Origin of the sequence: Schaalia sp. JY-X159 (assembly GCF_014525425.1) — a bacterium.
Classification (GTDB): Bacteria; Actinomycetota; Actinomycetes; order Actinomycetales; family Actinomycetaceae; genus Scrofimicrobium.
In genome coordinates this window covers 379,740-396,240 of sequence record NZ_JACEXI010000003.1, presented here as the reverse complement: position 1 = coordinate 396,240, position 16,501 = coordinate 379,740, and the positions used below count along the sequence as shown (strand labels likewise).

The window sequence follows — 16,501 nt, the reverse complement described above, 5'->3', positions numbered from 1 at the left end:
CCCCTTCACCCACGCCGCACATAAACGCTCAACACCCGCTTGCGTCTTCCGGTCTGTTCACCGGCCTCAATTAGTACACCGTTGACTTCCGCACTGTCACCAGGGAGCGGCACTCTGCCAATCGCCTTCGTGAGCAGACCGCCCGCCGAGTACAGGTCATCCTCGTCAAACTCGACGTCCAAAAGCTCCTCAAGATCGTCGATCGGGTACGAGGACGGAATCAGCCACACTCCCGGCTCAACCTCTTCGGGACTACCCACATCAACGTCATGTTCATCCGTCAGTTCGCCAACAAGCTCCTCAAGGATATCCTCCGCGGTGACGAGACCCGCAATCCCACCGTACTCATCAACTACCAACGCGAGGTGGGTGTTGTTCGCCTGCATAACACGTAGCTCATCATCTGCAAGTTTCATCTCTGGAACGAATGCCGCCGCGCGCGCAATGTCTCTTACCTCGATGTCCAAAGCATCGGGCCCCTTAAGGGAGCGTCGCGCCAAGTCCTTCATGTAAAGGACACCCTGCACGTCATCAAGAGTCTTTCCGATGACCGGCATTCGGGAGAAGCCGGAGGTAACGAACAGTTCGAAGGCTGCGTGACCGTCCTCGTCCCCCCTGATCGTCACCATCTCAGCGCGGGGCACCATTAGCTCCCCCACGCGTGTCTGCCCCAACTCAAAGACTGAACGCAGAATCTTGCGGTCCACCTCCTCGAGCGGGGCCGGCTCACCATCCTCAGAAACCTCATCGAGAAGCTCGCGCAACTCATCCACCATCGCGAGTCTTGCTTCTGGCACCACGTCCACGTGGTCGCGCCTGGTAAGAATACCTAGCGCCGACTTTGAACCAACCAGCGCCACTTTGACATAGCGGGACCCCGCATTGAGTTGCGTGGAAAAGCCGAGGGCGACGAGCTGCACCGCCGCCACAATCGCGAGCGTAACAGCGAGGGTCAACCACCACTTCCAGTCAAGATCCCAAAACTCGTTGATCAGAACAAACGTGAGGGAAACGATGCCGACGGTCGTCGAGAGGACACGGGCCGACGCCAAAGACGAACCGACCTCACGCCTCTCACGCACCGCCTGACGTAGAGTGTGCGAGCCTTTACGCTGCTGCTCCACCAAGTCCTCTGCATACGCAATGGTCATACGTGAAATGGCTGTATCAACCGCGGCAAACCACGCCCCCAAAAACAGGGCGAAAACCCCAAAGATCGCAAGGGAAACCGCAACGGCTGCGGGCAGGTTCATCTCTGCGCGAGGAATGTCAGCAGCAGGTGACGTTGCAACGCAAACATGACCTCTTCATCCTCTGGTTCGGCATGATCGTATCCCAGGAGGTGCAGGATCCCGTGGGTCTGCAGCAGGAGCATCTCTTCAACCATCGAATGACCTGCCGCCAGTGCCTGCTTCTGCGCAACGCTGGGGCAAATGCAGATGTCGCCGAGGGTGCCCTGCGGGGTCACCGCATCCGGTCGGCCGGGGCGTAGTTCATCCATGGGGAAACTCATGACATCCGTGGGGCCCTCTAAGTCCAACCACCGAACGTGCAGGTCAGCCATCGGTTCCTCTTCGATGAAAAGGACGGTAAGCTCCGAGTCTGTTGAAACGTGCATTTGTGTCAGGACGTAGTCCGCCAACTCGGCAAACTCAGCCAGGTCGATTTCGTAGTCTGTTTCATTAATTACTGTCACGCCCGAGCTCCCAGTCTTCGTATGCATCCACAATGTCAGCAACGATCCGCGTCCTCACCACATCCGCGCTGGTGAGATAGCAGAACGCCAATCCTTCAACATTCTTCAGAACCTCTTCAGCATGCGTCAGCCCCGAGCGTTGTCCGCGCCCAAGATCCACCTGGGTAACGTCACCGGTAACAGCCAGTTTTGACCCATGACCCAGCCTTGTCAGCAGCATCTTCATCTGCGCTGTCGTCGTGTTCTGCGCCTCATCCAAGATGATGAAGGCATCATTGAGCGTCCGCCCTCGCATGTAAGCAAGTGGCGCAACCTCAATGGCACCAGCTTCCATCAAGCGGCGCAGTGCCCCCTCCTCAAGAAGGTCCTGGAGCGCGTCATAGAGCGGCCTCAGGTAAGGGTCAATCTTGTCTGTGAGCGAACCGGGAAGGTAACCCAAGTTCTCACCGGCCTCGACCGCTGGCCGTGTCAGGATGAGGCGGCGCACCGCTCCAGAAAGCAACGCCTCAACTGCTTTTGCCATCGCCAGGTAGGTTTTCCCAGTCCCCGCGGGCCCAATACCGAACGTGATCTGGTGAGACTCCAAATCATCCAGGTATCGCTGCTGACCGGGAGTTTTCGCACGCACATACTTGCCGCCTGCTGTGAGCAGGGGCTTCGGTCGTTCCGGGGAGCGGAGAATCTGCACGGCTTCAGCAATCGTGTTGCCATCAAGCGGGGCGCCTTCCACGGCTGCAGCAATCATCTCTTCCACGACCCCCGCCACCAGAGGGACCTCATCCGCGGGTCCCTGCAGTTGCACGCTCCTACCAGAAACTGACAGGCGCGTTGCTGGGAAACCCTTCTCGAGAAGTCGGAGAAACTGGTCGGAAGTACCCATAACGTCGATGTGATCGACCTCGTCGGGGATCCGAATGCTCTGTGACACTAAGTCCATAGCCTCTACCATCTGCCAAGTGATAGGTTCAGCGCAACCAGGGCCGCAGGTCCCGCAGTGGAAGTGCGCATCACCGTGGAACCGAGCTGGACGATTCTTCCACCCGCGTCCGTCAACGCTTCCAGTTCTTCATCCGTGATGCCGCCTTCGGGTCCAACGATCACTGCGACACTCGGCACATCTTTGAGCAGCCCCGCAACAACCTGCGAGTATGGCGCCGAAGCACTCTCATGGCAAATGAGGACGACACCGCCCCCATCAGTGATTCTCCCAACCGTTGCGGAAAGTTCGCTGGAAGTTTCCATTTGCTCAACCGACGGAACTGTGGAACGCCGAGCCTGCTTAGCGGCGGCAGCCGCGACTCGCTGCCAGCGTTCGCGCGCAACCTCAGCCTTCTTACCTTCCCAACGCACCACGCTCCGTGACGCCGCCCAGGGCACCACGGTGTCAACTCCGACCTCGGTGGCGGCTTCTACTGCCTGCTCATCCCGCCCCCCTTTTGCTAAGGCTTGAACGAGGACGAGCCGGGGCAAGGACGGCTCCTCAACGGTGACACCCGTGACCTCCACCCTCATTGGCTCGTCGCGACGGCTCCGGACAACGACGCTAGCCCTCATTCCACGTCCATCGACAAGGTCCAGTTCTTCACCCTCCCGCAGGCGCTGCACCTTCTGGGCGTGACGCGCCTCGCTCCCTTCAAGGAGTAAGAAAACGCCCGGTGCCGCCGCATCCGCAAGCGCCTGGAGTGGGCCGGAACCCACTCGCACCTCAGGAACTAAGAAAACAGGGTTGGTCATCAGCGCTTTCCGCGCAGCTTGTCGAAGAATCCACCAGACCGCGAACCAACTGGTTCGACACGGCTCTCCCCACGCAGCGCGGCCAACTGCTCCAAAAGTGAGCGTGATTCAGCATCCAGCTTCGCGGGGACTTCAACTTCAACGTGAACGTGCAAGTCACCGCGCCCGCTGCCACGCAGACGCTTTATGCCCAAGCCCTTCAATGTCACCTTCTGGCCCGGTTGAGTCCCCGCTGGGATCTCTACCTGCCTCTCCCCGTCCAGTGTCTGCAGCGTGAAGACTGTTCCCAGTGCGGCAGTGGTCATCGGCACGGTAATGGAGGTGTTGAGGTCGAAACCTAGCCTGGAGAACATGGGGTCCGGCACTTCACGGATCTCAACGTAAAGATCCCCAGCCTGTGCGCCCTTTGTGCCAGCCTGGCCCTCTCCCCGCAAGCGGATTCGTGTCCCCGTTTCCACTCCTGCTGGGATCTCCACAGAGACTGTGCGGCTTGCCTGCACCCGTCCCTCACCGTGACATTCCGGGCAGGGCGTGGCAATGGTCTGCCCCTGTCCCTGACACCTAGCGCAGGGCACGGCGACCCGCATCTGGCCAAGCAGCGTGTTTTGCAGGCGTGTAACAGATCCGCTCCCGCCGCAATCGCTGCAGGTGACAGGGGATGTTCCCGGTGCGGCAGCAGTTCCGTTGCAGGTTGCACAAACCATTGCGGAATCGACCATCACCTCTTTGGTCGTGCCAAACACTACGTCCTTGAGGGTGATCTCGATTGCCACCAGAATGTCTTGGCCGGGGCGTCCGCGTTGCGGTGCACTGCCGAACGGGCTGCCACCCCCGAAGGCTCCCGCGCCACCGAACATCGTCTCGAAGATGTCTTGGAACGTGCCCTCGAACCCGCCGTATCCTGCAGAGCCGTTCCCCATTCCGGGTCCGCCACCCAGGTCATAGCGCTGACGCTTCTGAGGATCGGATAGCACCTCATACGCCATGGAGACCATCTTGAAGTCTTCCTCTGACTCTGGTCCTGCATAGTCAGGGTGCAGCTCACGGGCCTTCTTGCGGTATGCGCGGCGAATCTCCTCGGTTGTCGCAGTGCGACTAACCCCCAGCAGCTCGTAATAGTCCTTCACTCGGTCTCTTCTCCACCATCATCAGCATGCACACCACTTGATGCGCCAGATTGTTTCAACAGTAGTCGCGACAAATACCCCGACACAGCCTCTACCGCCGCAAGCGAACGGGCGTAGTCCATTCGTGTTGGACCAATCACACCGACGTGGCTGGATGTGGGGGCGGCGTACATCGCCGAGACCAAGGAGACGTCAGTCAAACCCTCATGAAGGTTCTCTGCACCAATCGAAACCTGGACGGGAGCCATGTGAATCCTGTGAAGGACCTGCATCAGTGCAGTTTGGTCTTCAAGAACTTCCAATACGCTGGCCACGTCGCGAATATCCACGCCGGACCGCGCTAGATTTGCAGCCCCGGCAGTGACAATTCGCGAGGTTTCCAACGCCCGCAAACTCTCTTGCACCGCGCCCGCAGCCAGACTGTAGGCATCCTTCAGTTCGAGTTCGACATCCGCTGTAGCAAGGGCCTGCGCGACCTCATCCGCGAAGACGCCCTCGACCGCCCGGTTCACACTGTCGCGAACCCTGTTCCAGTCGGCGCCCATCACGGTGTCGGGCACCGTAACCCGTCGCTCAAATACTTTGCCGGCCGCCGTCACCACTATGACCAGAAGACGGGCATCGTCCAGGTCAATCATTTCGACGCGGCGGATTCGATCTGCAACCAGGTCGGGGTACTCGGCTACCGCTGCCTGCCCTGTGATACCGGCGAGGACACGCACGGTCCGCCCAATCGCATCCTCAAGGGATTCGACCGACCCGAGACGCTCAACCAGCAGTGCACGGTTGCGAGCCACTTGGGTCGCGGAGGGGTCAAGGCAGTCGACAAAAATCCTGTACCCGGCCTCCGTCGGAACACGACCGGCAGAGGTGTGGGGTTGACGAATCAAACCCTCATCCTCAAGAACTCCCATGTCATTGCGGATTGTTGCAGAAGAAACACCCTGCACGTAAGACTGCGCCACCGCCTTTGACGCGACGGGTTCCTTGGTGTTGACGTACTCGATGACAATCGCTCGAAGCACATCGAGGCGCCGCTGCGCTGTTGACATCACGACCACCTCCCCTTGAGCATCCGCACTCGTATCGGGCGAGTGCTAATGAGACCCAGCTTATCCGTCTCAACGCCAAATGACGGTAGCGTCTGGTCACATTCGGTGCCTACCAGCCAAGTAGCGTCCGCGTCACCAAATCAGCTAGGAGGCGTCCTTTCAGGGTCAGCACCGCCCGCTCGCCCTCGAACACATCGAGGAGTCCGTCGCGGACTAGCCCCGCAACCACAGGGGGGGCAAACCCGCCCATCCCCTCCCTGGTGCGAATTCCCAGCATTACGGCCTCGACCCGCCGGTCTTCCTCGGAGAGCTTCTCACCAGCAAAACCCGGCGAAACTCCCTGCAGGAGACGCCCGGCGTATGCGCGGGGATGCTTAACATTCCACCACCGCTGGCCCGCTACGTGGGAATGCGCTCCCGGCCCATAGCCCCACCAATCCCAGTCCCGCCAGTACGCCAGGTTGTGGGTAGAGCGGGTCGCATCCGAAGTTGAGAAATTGGAGATTTCATACCAGTGGAAGCCGGCCTGCCCCAACAGGGCATCAGCTAACTCGTACTTCTGCGCATCCAGATCCCCATCGGGTGAGGCAATGAGGCCGGCAGCCAACTCTCTCCCCATCTTCGTCCCCTCCTCGATGATTAGGGAGTAGGCGCTGATGTGATCTGGGTGCATCCCAATCGCCTGGCGCAATGAGACCTCCCAGTCCCCCAAAGTTTCGCCGGGAGCCCCATAGATGAGGTCGACAGAAACCTGGCAGCCGGCCGCCTTCGCAGCTGCAACGGCGCGCGGCACATTCTCCGGGTTGTGAGTGCGGTCCAAAGTTCTCAGAACATGAGGCACGGCCGACTGCATGCCAATCGAAAAGCGGTTGATGCCCGCACTTGCGAACTTTTGGGCCCCCTCTTGGTCCAGGGTCTCCGGGTTAGCTTCCAGGGTCACCTCTGCGCCCTCGGCAATACCGAAGGCGGCGTCGAGGGCGCGGAGGATTCTCCCTATCTCACCGGGAGCAAGAAGCGACGGTGTGCCACCCCCAAAAAAGACAGACTCCAGTGGACGGGGATCCACGATGCCCCTGCTGAACTCAATCTCGCGGATGACGGAGTCCGCATAGGTTGCAAGATCCGCGCCCTCACCAAACCCCGTGGTGTAAGTGTTGAAATCGCAGTATCCACAACGCACCGTACAAAACGGCACGTGCACATACGCCGCAAAGGGACTGTTACCCTCACTCGGCTCCAGGATGCCGTCCTCAGGCCAGACACTTCCCACGGGTTGACGGGGCATTACAACCCACGCGGCAAACGCACCGCAGCGATATCCCACGTCTCACGTCCGGCTTCTTTGCCGCGCTGCTCAAAGTGTGTTTCGACCCGCCCCTCAAACCGTGGGGAAAAGGTGGGGACGCCCTCGTCATCAGCAATCTGAAAGTCGGGAGCTGCCGTCATCACTTCCAGCATCTGCTCGGCATAGTTCTCCCAGTCCGTCGCCATGCGCCACACACCACCGTCCTCCAGAAGGTCAGCGACCAACTTCGCAAACGGAAGGGAGACAATGCGGCGTTTGTGGTGACGAGCCTTGCGCCACGGATCAGGAAAAAACGTCCACACCTCACGCACCGAAGCGGGTCCAAGAAGGATTGGCAGGGCCTGCTGCGCGTCGGCCTCAATGACGCGGATATTGGAAACTCCGCGCTCCGCAGCAGACACCGTGAGACGCGCAATCCCAGGCGTCCACACCTCAAAAGCCAAGAAGTCCAGCTCCGGGTGGCGGGATGCGAAATCAACAACCTGCTCCCCACGACCCGGCCCTATCTCCACAAACAACGGCGCACAGCGACCGAAAACGCCCTCGACATCCAGCCGATACCCATCTGCAACTGTTGTCTCCCCAATCCCGCGCGGAACATCAATCACGTAGTCGTCCCGCACAGCCGCGAACTGGCGTTCAAGAGAGGGATTCATATCGCGGATCCGTCGGGTGAACGACTTAGTCCGCGCCATGAAAACTTCTTCGCTCACTTCTTTCCCGTCGGAGCGTCCGAGGTCAGAGCAGCAATGAATGCCTCCTGGGGCACTTCCACGCGACCGATTGCCTTCATGCGCTTCTTGCCTTCCTTTTGCTTCTCAAGAAGTTTGCGCTTACGGGAAATGTCGCCGCCGTAGCACTTGGCTAGCATGTCTTTGCGCAGAGCCTTGATGGTTTCGCGACTGATAACCCGCGAGCCAACTGCCGCCTGCACGGGAATTTCAAACTGCTGCCTGGGGATTAGCTCCTTGAGACGCTTCGTCATCCGCAGCCCGTACGAGTAGGCATTGTCCTTGTGAACGATGGCGCTGAATGCGTCAACCTGTTCTGTATTGAGCAGAATGTCAACCTTCACCAAGTCCGCAACGGCCTCGCCGTCCTCGTGATAGTCCAGTGACGCATAGCCGCGGGTGCGGGACTTGAGGTGGTCGAAGAAATCAAAAACAATCTCTGCCAGCGGCAGCTTGTAGCGCAGTTCAACGCGTTCTGGCGACAGATAGTCCATTCCCAGGAGGGTGCCGCGCCTCTCTTGGCACAACTCCATCACCGAACCCACGAAATCGTTCGGTGTGAGGATCGTTGCCGCGACCATTGGTTCACGAACCTCAGAGATCTTCCCGTCCGGGAACTCTGAGGGGTTATCCACACGGATTTTCGTTCCGTCCTCGGCCGTCACCTCATAGACAACGTTCGGCGAGGTGGCAATGAGGTCGAGGCCGAACTCCCTCTCCAAACGCTCACGCACAATCTCCAGGTGCAGTAGGCCCAGGAAGCCACACCGGAACCCGAAGCCGAGGGCGACAGAGGTCTCCGGCTCGAAGGTGAGGGCCGCGTCGTTCAACTGGAGTTTGGTGAGAGCTTCGCGCAGATCCGGAAAATCTGAACCATCAACCGGATAAATGCCCGAGAACACCATGGGAAGTGGATTGTGGTAGCCGGGAAGAGGCTGGTCCGCGGGGCGAACAGCCGTGGTGATCGTGTCACCAACCCGCGATTTGCGCACGTCCTTGACCCCGGTGATGAGGTAACCAACTTCGCCGGCACCCAAACCATCTGTCGGGGTCGGTTCCGGTGACATCACGCCAAGCTCAAGGAGCTCATACGTTGCACCGGTAGACATCATCTTGACGCGTTCACGCTTGGAAAGGTGACCGTCGACCACGCGCACATAGGTGACAACCCCGCGGTAGGAGTCGTAGACGGAGTCGAAGATTTCCGCCCTGGTTGCCCCCTCTGGTTCACCAGACGGTGCCGGGACCTCGGCAACAATGCGGTCCAGCAGTTCCGCGACGCCCTCGCCCGTCTTGCCGGAAACCCGCAACACTTCGCTGGGATCCACACCAATCAGCGATGCTAGTTCTTCAGCGAACTTCTCCGGTTGCGCCCCGGGCAGGTCTATCTTGTTGAGTACGGGAATGATGGCGAGGTCGTTCTCCATCGCCAAATAGAGGTTTGCGAGTGTCTGCGCTTCGATCCCCTGTGCCGCATCGACGAGCAGCACTGCGCCCTCACATGCCGCCAGTGAGCGTGAAACTTCGTAGGTGAAGTCGACGTGTCCGGGGGTGTCAATCATGTTGAGGGCATAGGTCTGCCCATCAACACTCCACGGCAAACGCACCGCCTGGCTCTTGATGGTGATGCCACGTTCGCGCTCAATATCCATCCGGTCCAGGTACTGGGCGCGCATTTCCCGCGACTCAACGACGCCTGTCAACGCAAGCATGCGGTCGGCAAGCGTCGACTTCCCATGGTCGATGTGAGCGATAATCGAGAAGTTGCGGATACGGTCCTCAGGCGTATCGCCAGGGACGTTGCTACCGAACTTCACATCGTTCACCAGTGATCTCCTCATCTTTTGTACAGATCCTAAGCTTGCCACGGGCAAGGTCGTAACTCTAACGGCCCCGGTGTGACCTTTCCACAGCAAGGCTCGTGGGTAGACTAGAAAACAGACGAGGAGGCGGCTGTGGCGAACAGTTTTGAGGACTACATTCTTGACCCTCTGCCGCCGCAAAGTCGATCAACTCCCCATGGGCGCGCGATGCTCAACCTGGCAAGTTTTGCCGGTCGCGCTCTGAGTGCCACGGGGTTTCTCCTCTTGATCCTCAGCGGCGCAACAAACTTTGGAGCCACAATCCTGGCGTTCCTGCTTCAGCGGGTAGCACCCGGTCGGGGAACACTTCCGCTCATCATCGTTGCTATCTCTTGGCTGTGCTGGATCGCACTGGCATTCCTCCGCTGGCGCATCAACCGGGCTGGTGAAGGTCCCGCCGTAGGCCAAACATGGGGTTTGGTAGCGGACACGAACCAACGTCCCACCAGTGGCATGAATCAACGCGCCACGCCGGACATCAACAGTGGCTCCACTAAGGACGAGGGCGGTCCTACTTCAACGTCAGGATCCATCGCACCCGGAGCCCGGGCTGACGGGACGATTTCGGTGGAAGCTGCAGAGCGCATCAGTCGTGCATCCACCGAATTTTCTGTCCGTCGGCAGACACCATTGCCCAGGGTTGAAGCTGCACAGCGCTCCATTCGCGTCCTCGTGGGGGGCAATGAGCAACCCGGATGGGTGCGGTTTGACTTGAGACCCCTCGTGGTCTCTTTCGTCGCGGTCGCGGCCTCGATCCCCGTCATGATGGTGACCGCTACAGTGACGTTGTTTGTCCTCTTGTTCTCGACGGGGCCGTTCTAGAGAGGCCGCGTGACCAGTTGCACGTGGTCTAGGCCATTTACAGCCAAGGAACGACTGATAAAGTTGGCGATTGGACTCGCGCGTGTGGTTGAGCGTGGGACCAGGTTTAGACCGATCGCGGGTGTCCCCACGCCCAGTCCCCGGTCAGACCTCACCCCTCATCGACCAGAACTATGAACATTTTTTTGAGGAGAGTCTAAGAGTGGCAAACATCAAGCAGCAGAAGAAGCGCGTTGGCACAAACGAGAAGCGTCGCGTCCGCAACCAGGGCTACAAGTCCGAACTGAAGACGTTTGTTCGCAAGACTCGTGAAGCAGTCGAAGCCGGTGACAAGGACTTGGCTGAAACCAACCTCCGTGAAGCCTGCCGCAAGCTGGACGTCGCTGTTTCGAAGGGCGTTATTCACCGCAATCAGGCGGCGCAGCGCAAGTCAAAGCTGTCCCGGCTTGTAAACCAGATGTAACTAGGGTTTCGTCAATCCCGCAGTTCGGGAGCCTATCGAATCCGTGCAATCTCCATAATGCACAGGTCGATTGCAGCTTCCGGGGTGCGGGATTCCCCTTTAACTGCCGCGTCCGCATCGGCGATGATCCGCATGGCCTTACCCAGGTGTTCTTCATTCCATCCCCGGGCCCTCTTGCGAGAGTTGTCGAGCATCCACGGCTGAACTTTCAGTTCTGCGGCTGTGACACCGGGTATCTTCACCTTTGCCATCAGGCGGAACTCACTAGCCAAAGCCGCGACAATGACCACCGGTAGTACCTTGGTTCCAAGGGCTTGACGCAGTAAAAGCAGCGCTCGCGTGGAATTATGTTCTGCAAGGGCCTGCGCCACTTCAAATGGGCGGGTCTCAACCCGACCCTGGTGGAAAATCCGCACAGCATCCGGAGTGATGTCACCACCGGAATCCGCAACCAGCTGACGGGCAGAGGCAAGCAGCTCGCCCAGTTCGCCCCCAAGGGCCGAAACCAGATCCCTGGCAGCTTGGCGATTTATGCTGCCCCCTGCGCTACGGACCTCATCAGCAACAAGTTCTGCCTTCTGCTCGTTACCCTTCACCGGCGCAGCGCTTATCTCTGGAAACTTGCCCGCCTTGAGAGCCCGAATTATCCGCGCACCCTTGTTTCCACCGCGGTGCTGGGCGATCACCCAGACCGACTGAGCCGGATTCTTGACGTAGTTCTCAAAGTCCGGCGCGAAATCATCACTCATCTTGTCCAAGTCGGAGATAATCAGGAGTCGCTCATCCGAAAACAGGGAGCCGGAGACATGTGTTGCCAGTTCCCCCTTTTCATAGGTCTGAGCGGAGAACTCAACTATCTCTACATCCGGCGCAACGGACTGCACCGCTGTACGAATCTGAGTGGTAGCGCGCAAAACCAGGGCGTCCTCACCACCCCTAATCAGCGTGATTGGAGCGGGTGGGGGCAACGGTCGGCCTCTTTGCTGGGAATTCAATTTCCAACCACCCTTCACTACTAGTCCCACAGGCTTCCCACCCGTCTTGGTGGGAACCCTTGAAAGCAACCCTAGCGGCAGGTTCCGACACAAACCCACACGACGAAGCTGTGGGTGCGCGTATTGTTTATAAATGTTGTGGACTGGTCTAAATGCCTGAGATAGATGCAACAACGGCTGTAATTGCGCTGCTTGTCCTCGCCCTCGTCTTCGTGATCGGAACGGTCAGCAAGCTGCAGATGGGTATTGCGGCGATCGTCGCAGCAACGATCGTCGGACCCCTGGTTTTCGGAGAGTCCGTTCAAGAGATTCAGCAGGGTTTCCCACTCAGTCTTTTCTTCACGCTCATGGGGGTGACGTACCTTTTCGCAATAGCCACAAACAATGGCACCGTGGGCTGGCTGGTCAACTGGGGATTGCGGATAGTTGGTGGCCGCGCATCCGTGTTCCCCCTCATCATGTTCGTCGTAACCGCCGTCCTGACCGCCATCGGCGCGGCAACACCGGCGGCTGCCGCGATTCTTATGCCAGTTGCCCTGAGTTTCTCACGGCGCAATCGACTCAATCCTCTGCCAATGACCCAAGCCATTATTCAAGGCGCAACAGCGGGGTCCTTCTCTCCGATGGGTGTCTACGGTGTTATCGTCAACTCCGTCGTGCAGCGTTCTGGCGAGCAGTTGCGAACGCTGTATAACCCGTCAGTCACTTGGGCAGTGGTGTTTGCGGTCAGTCTGGTCATCACAGTCATCACATGGCTGATGTACCGCCGACCCGCCCCCTCTAACCCTGGCACCGCTCAGAGTCAGAGTGAAGAAAATGGCCACGGGATACTCGCCAGGCGTCCCCGTCACCAGTTCGGAATCCAGCGCGCGGCAACCCTTGCAGGTATTGCCATCATGGCCCTCCTGGTCCTTGTTTTCGGCCTGGACGTTGGCCTCACTGCTCTCACCGTCGGGGCAGTTCTCACGCTGCTGTTCCCTAACTCAGCAAAGGGCGCCATCAGACAGATCGCTTGGGAAACCATTCTGCTAGTAGGCGGCATCGTCACCTATGTGTCCATGCTTGAGCGCCAGGGCATCATCGCGTGGGTAGGCGACGGAGCCGCGAGCCTTGGCAACCCCAAGATGGCAGCCATCATCATCCTCTTCGTCGGAGCATTAGTCTCTGCCTTCGCCTCCACTACCGGCATTCTTGGCGCACTGATCCCCCTTTCGGTCCCGTTCCTGGTCATGTCTGATGGAAGCCCCGCAGCACTGAGCGCCACAATGTTGATCGGGGCGCTTGCGGTGGCATCATCGGCCGTAGATGTCTCACCCTTCTCCACAAATGGGGCGTTAGCGGTTGCTAATGCCTCGTACCAGAGCAACTATGTCTACAGGAAGCTCTTCATTTGGTGTTGGGTTTTGATCGTTGCCGTGCCCATCATTGCGTGGGCGACAATGATCCTCCCGCCTTGGGGTGGCTAAGGCCTAACCGGCCCGCTAATGCCCAACCGGCGCGCTATGGCCTAGCCGGACCCCCGTGCTCGTCCGAGCGCCCTCGCGCCAGCCCATCCCACCAGTACGATCGCAACTATGACGGCCGCGGCGGCTAGCAGCCCCGCAATGCCGCTTGGCCAAGCCAGCCGCGCCAGCGGCCACCCGGCCACGCGGAGGGCAGTGGCTTCCATATAGCGGGCCAAAGGTGCCGCCAAGTATGCGCAGACATTCGCCGCCGCAGGCCACCACAGGCAGGTTGCGGCCGCAGTTAAGCCCAGTAGTGTCAACGGGGTGACAATAGGAGCGACGAGGAGATTTGCGACCACCCCCCAAGTCGGCAGCCACGGGTTAACCAGCGCAAGGATCGGCAGCGTAACCGCCTGGGCGACCACTGCGATCACCACGGCCTCGCCTACAGCCTGGGCGATTGGTTTGATGCCTCCCGACCAGTCGTCCACGGTCTGCTTCAACCACCCGGTCAAGCCGCGCCCTGCCGTGAGAATTCCGGCCGTCGCCAGTGTTGACAGTGCAAAACCTAGAGAAACTGTGCTCCACGGGTCGATAAGCAAGGTCCCCGCGGTGACCGCAAACAAGAGCCCAAGCGGTTGACCGCCCCTTCCCAGTATCAAACCCCACGCAGCCAGCGCCCCCATGCCAACCGCGCGCAGTACCGCGGGTTGTGGACCAACCACCACCACCATCGTCGCCAAAAAACACCAGGTTGCCACTGCTTTGATCCGCCGGCGCCCCGGTAGCAGCACAGAAATGACAGAGAGTGAGATCGCTATGTGGGAGCCTGAAACCGCCGTGAGGTGGGTGAGTGAGGTGGTCAGCATCGCCTCCTTCGTCTCCTTACTCAGTCCCCGGTCATCACCGATTGCCATCCCCCCGATCAACGGTCCGGCAGACCCCGCCTTGGCCTCACTGATCTGGGACAGGGTGGACTTCAGGTTCGCAACGAATCGTTGCCACCGTGGAGCCGACTCAATCTCTTGCACCCCTGAAGCTCGTAGGTATCCCAGTGCGGGCGGGCCAGGACTCCCTTCCGTCTCAAGTGTTCCGTGCAGTCGTAAGACCGTGCCTCTAACCAACCGCGCTCCGCCTAGGTCTCCACTAGCGACGCTGACATAGAGTCGCACCCGTGATTCGGCCTCCACGGCAAATCGCCAGCCAGGTTCGCCCCAGTTTTGGGACGCCACCGTCGGGTCGCTGATCACCCGCGCAACAACGCTGACTTCCGAATCGCTGCGCTCCAACGCGGTCGCCACCTGCTCCCAGTCGCCCCGAACGTGTGCACCAACGAAGCACGCGACCAAACAACCGAGTAGACCCACTGCAATGCTCAGCATCAAGCCGATGTCACGTAGCGAAAAGAGGGCAGTAAGAACTCCGATCACAACCACCACGATCACCACCCAGGATTGCTCCAACACCCCCAGCAGAGCCCCGACCCAAGTCCCGCAAGCGAGCGTCCCGAGCCGCAAATCAACACCGCGGGGAACGGCCTCACTGGCAGGTTCCGGCACTGATTCGCTCAGCAAGGGTACTTCCAATCCCCGGGACACCGGTCAACTGCGCTGCTGTTTGAATCGGACCGGCCCCATCGCGCCAGGCGACGATCCTAGCCGCGATCTTGGGGCCCACCCCGTCCAATGTCTGCAGCTCCTCCTCGGATGCGGTGTTCAGATCAACGCATCCGACCCCGGCAACCGCATTCGCAACCTCACCACTGGGAGGAACTTCACCCGCTCTTGGCACCGTAATTTGTGTCCCATCGCTAACGAAGGCCGCCAGGTTCAGAACACCCGTATCCGCATCCGGACCAACCCCGCCAGCCGCATCAATGGCATCGACTACGCGCGCACCCGCGGGCAGTTCGACAATTCCAGGCTCTTTCACGGCCCCCACAACATGCACGATCAACCCGTCACCTTCCCCCACGCTTGTTCCGGCGAGGCCGTATCCCATGTCTTGGACAGCGCCGCCCGACTGCACGGGCAACCCCGGGCCCATGCTTTGAGCATCACCCGCCACGCCCCGCCAGAGACCGAGCGTCGCTAGGAGGACAACGACGAGGGCGAGCCCTACTGCCACCACCGGAGTCATGCGATAGCGCAGACGCCCGTCCGCCGCGTAGCTGCTGTGCTTCCCACCCACCTCTATGCTCCTGTCCAAATGTGCCGTCTCCGCGCAGCGCCCTCCGCTGGCAGTGCTCACTGTCGCAAGTGAGTGACTCAAATCGTTCCCCGCAGCAGATTCCGTGTCCATCGCTAATGTCCGCGCCTGGGGATTGCGCCGGATTCCCTGCACTGTGGATCTAGAATCAAGGGGACCAAGGAGGAATCACATGAAAGTAGCCTTTATCGGGGCCGGTGTCATGGGGCGTGCGATCGCCGAGGGCGCAGCAACCCACCAGCCGGGCAGCTGGGAGTTCACCTTCTTTGATCCCAACCAGGCCGCAGCACAATCTGCAGCCCAAGCAGTTGGTGGCCGCTCTGCCGCAAGTGCAGCGGATGCCGTCGCCGGAGCCGATATGGTCGTTCTTGCGGTCAAGCCCCAGGTCCAGCAGCGCGCCATAAACTCTCTCCCCAAGCTTGACGGCCAGATCCTTGTTTCCATTGCTGCCGGCCGCACACTCGCCGACATCGGGAAGGATCTGTCGGGGTTGGGTCAAGGCGACCTCCCTGTCGTGCGCGTCATGCCCAACGTCAACGCCATTGTCGGCCACGCCACGACTGCCGTATGCGGCAGTGCGGACGCCACCGATGAGCAGGTCGCAGCAGTCGTCACCCTCTTTGAGAGTGTCGGAACCACCATGCAAATTGATGAGTACCTCTTCGGTGTCTTCACAGCCATGGCCGGATCGTCACCCGCCTGGTTCTTCCAGATTGTCGACGACCTCGCCCATGCCGGTGTCAAGCACGGCCTCACCAAAGAACAGGCCACAAAGGCTGCCTGCAGCACAATGCTGGGTTCCGCAGCCATGTTGTCCCGCACCCTGGAAGAGGGCGGACACCCAGCCCAGCTGGTCGACCGCGTCTGCTCTCCGGGTGGTACCACCATCGCTGGTCTTTTGGCTGCGCAGGCCGCCGGACTGGGCCCCGCCCTCGTCGACGCCGTGGACGCGGTCGTCGCTAGAGACAAGGAACTGGGCCACCCATAACGAGAGGTCCGACCCAACCGTTTGGACCACGGGACAATCCCAAGTAATTTTGACCCCGGCAACAACGACACA

16 protein-coding genes are annotated in these 16,501 nt (G+C 59.9%); 4 read left to right on the top strand and 12 right to left on the bottom strand.

Annotation, left to right across the window (positions count from 1 at the left end):
• Nucleotides 1–5: 5 nt before the first annotated feature.
• From IDL90_RS07340 to lepA, 9 genes are all read right to left on the bottom strand, one after another.
• Nucleotides 6–1,253: a hemolysin family protein gene (locus tag IDL90_RS07340; RefSeq protein ID WP_187994934.1), complete on the bottom strand. Its 1,248-nt coding sequence runs from the start codon at nt 1,251–1,253 to the stop codon at nt 6–8.
• Nucleotides 1,250–1,723 carry an rRNA maturation RNase YbeY gene (gene ybeY / locus IDL90_RS07335; protein ID WP_187994933.1) on the bottom strand — a complete coding sequence of 158 codons (474 nt, stop codon included), beginning with the start codon at nt 1,721–1,723 and terminating at the stop codon, nt 1,250–1,252. Before ybeY ends, IDL90_RS07340 begins: the two co-directional genes overlap by 4 nt.
• Entirely contained in the window at nt 1,683–2,645 is a 963-nt protein-coding gene (locus IDL90_RS07330) for a PhoH family protein (RefSeq protein WP_187994932.1), read from the bottom strand. The genes ybeY and IDL90_RS07330 overlap by 41 nt, the downstream gene beginning before the upstream one ends.
• Nucleotides 2,639–3,430 (bottom strand): 16S rRNA (uracil(1498)-N(3))-methyltransferase, encoded by a 792-nt coding sequence (locus tag IDL90_RS07325; RefSeq protein WP_187994931.1) that lies wholly within the window; start codon nt 3,428–3,430, stop codon nt 2,639–2,641. Before IDL90_RS07325 ends, IDL90_RS07330 begins: the two co-directional genes overlap by 7 nt.
• Complete coding sequence (gene dnaJ / locus IDL90_RS07320) at nt 3,430–4,557, bottom strand: molecular chaperone DnaJ (RefSeq protein ID WP_187994930.1); 1,128 nt, start codon at nt 4,555–4,557, stop codon at nt 3,430–3,432. Before dnaJ ends, IDL90_RS07325 begins: the two co-directional genes overlap by 1 nt.
• Nucleotides 4,554–5,609 carry a heat-inducible transcriptional repressor HrcA gene (gene hrcA / locus IDL90_RS07315; protein WP_187994929.1) on the bottom strand — a complete coding sequence of 352 codons (1,056 nt, stop codon included), beginning with the start codon at nt 5,607–5,609 and terminating at the stop codon, nt 4,554–4,556. The genes dnaJ and hrcA overlap by 4 nt, the downstream gene beginning before the upstream one ends.
• 109 nt (nt 5,610–5,718) lie before the next feature.
• Nucleotides 5,719–6,894 carry a radical SAM family heme chaperone HemW gene (hemW, locus tag IDL90_RS07310; RefSeq protein ID WP_187994928.1) on the bottom strand — a complete coding sequence of 392 codons (1,176 nt, stop codon included), beginning with the start codon at nt 6,892–6,894 and terminating at the stop codon, nt 5,719–5,721.
• The gene (gene trmB / locus IDL90_RS07305; protein ID WP_316930305.1) at nt 6,894–7,628 is read right to left on the bottom strand and encodes a tRNA (guanosine(46)-N7)-methyltransferase TrmB; all 735 of its coding nucleotides are present in this window, start codon (nt 7,626–7,628) and stop codon (nt 6,894–6,896) included. Before trmB ends, hemW begins: the two co-directional genes overlap by 1 nt.
• On the bottom strand, nt 7,625–9,472 hold the full coding sequence (lepA, locus tag IDL90_RS07300) for a translation elongation factor 4 (protein WP_316930304.1): 1,848 nt from the start codon (nt 9,470–9,472) through the stop codon (nt 7,625–7,627). The genes trmB and lepA overlap by 4 nt, the downstream gene beginning before the upstream one ends.
• 129 nt (nt 9,473–9,601) lie before the next feature.
• Between lepA and IDL90_RS07295 the strand changes: the two genes are divergently transcribed.
• Together IDL90_RS07295 and rpsT are read left to right on the top strand one after the other, a co-directional pair.
• Nucleotides 9,602–10,330 (top strand): hypothetical protein, encoded by a 729-nt coding sequence (locus tag IDL90_RS07295; RefSeq protein WP_187994926.1) that lies wholly within the window; start codon nt 9,602–9,604, stop codon nt 10,328–10,330.
• A gap of 202 nt (nt 10,331–10,532) precedes the next feature.
• Entirely contained in the window at nt 10,533–10,793 is a 261-nt protein-coding gene (gene rpsT / locus IDL90_RS07290; protein ID WP_182141075.1) for a 30S ribosomal protein S20, read from the top strand.
• Nucleotides 10,794–10,825: 32 nt separating this feature from the next.
• Here rpsT and holA read toward each other — a convergent pair whose 3' ends face one another.
• Nucleotides 10,826–11,761, bottom strand: a complete 936-nt coding sequence (holA, locus tag IDL90_RS07285) for a DNA polymerase III subunit delta (RefSeq protein WP_187994925.1) — start codon at nt 11,759–11,761, stop codon at nt 10,826–10,828.
• Nucleotides 11,762–11,940: 179 nt separating this feature from the next.
• Between holA and IDL90_RS07280 the strand changes: the two genes are divergently transcribed.
• A complete protein-coding gene (locus IDL90_RS07280) occupies nt 11,941–13,254 on the top strand; it encodes an SLC13 family permease (RefSeq protein ID WP_187994924.1) in 1,314 nt (437 codons plus the stop codon).
• Nucleotides 13,255–13,295: 41 nt separating this feature from the next.
• On the opposite strand, the gene IDL90_RS11715 is transcribed toward IDL90_RS07280, so the two are convergent.
• Together IDL90_RS11715 and IDL90_RS07270 are read right to left on the bottom strand one after the other, a co-directional pair.
• Entirely contained in the window at nt 13,296–14,792 is a 1,497-nt protein-coding gene (locus IDL90_RS11715) for a ComEC/Rec2 family competence protein (protein WP_187994923.1), read from the bottom strand.
• On the bottom strand, nt 14,773–15,423 hold the full coding sequence (locus IDL90_RS07270; RefSeq protein WP_187994922.1) for a helix-hairpin-helix domain-containing protein: 651 nt from the start codon (nt 15,421–15,423) through the stop codon (nt 14,773–14,775). Before IDL90_RS07270 ends, IDL90_RS11715 begins: the two co-directional genes overlap by 20 nt.
• Nucleotides 15,424–15,613: 190 nt before the next feature.
• Between IDL90_RS07270 and proC the strand changes: the two genes are divergently transcribed.
• Nucleotides 15,614–16,429: a pyrroline-5-carboxylate reductase gene (proC, locus tag IDL90_RS07265; protein ID WP_187994921.1), complete on the top strand. Its 816-nt coding sequence runs from the start codon at nt 15,614–15,616 to the stop codon at nt 16,427–16,429.
• Nucleotides 16,430–16,501: the final 72 nt, after the last annotated feature.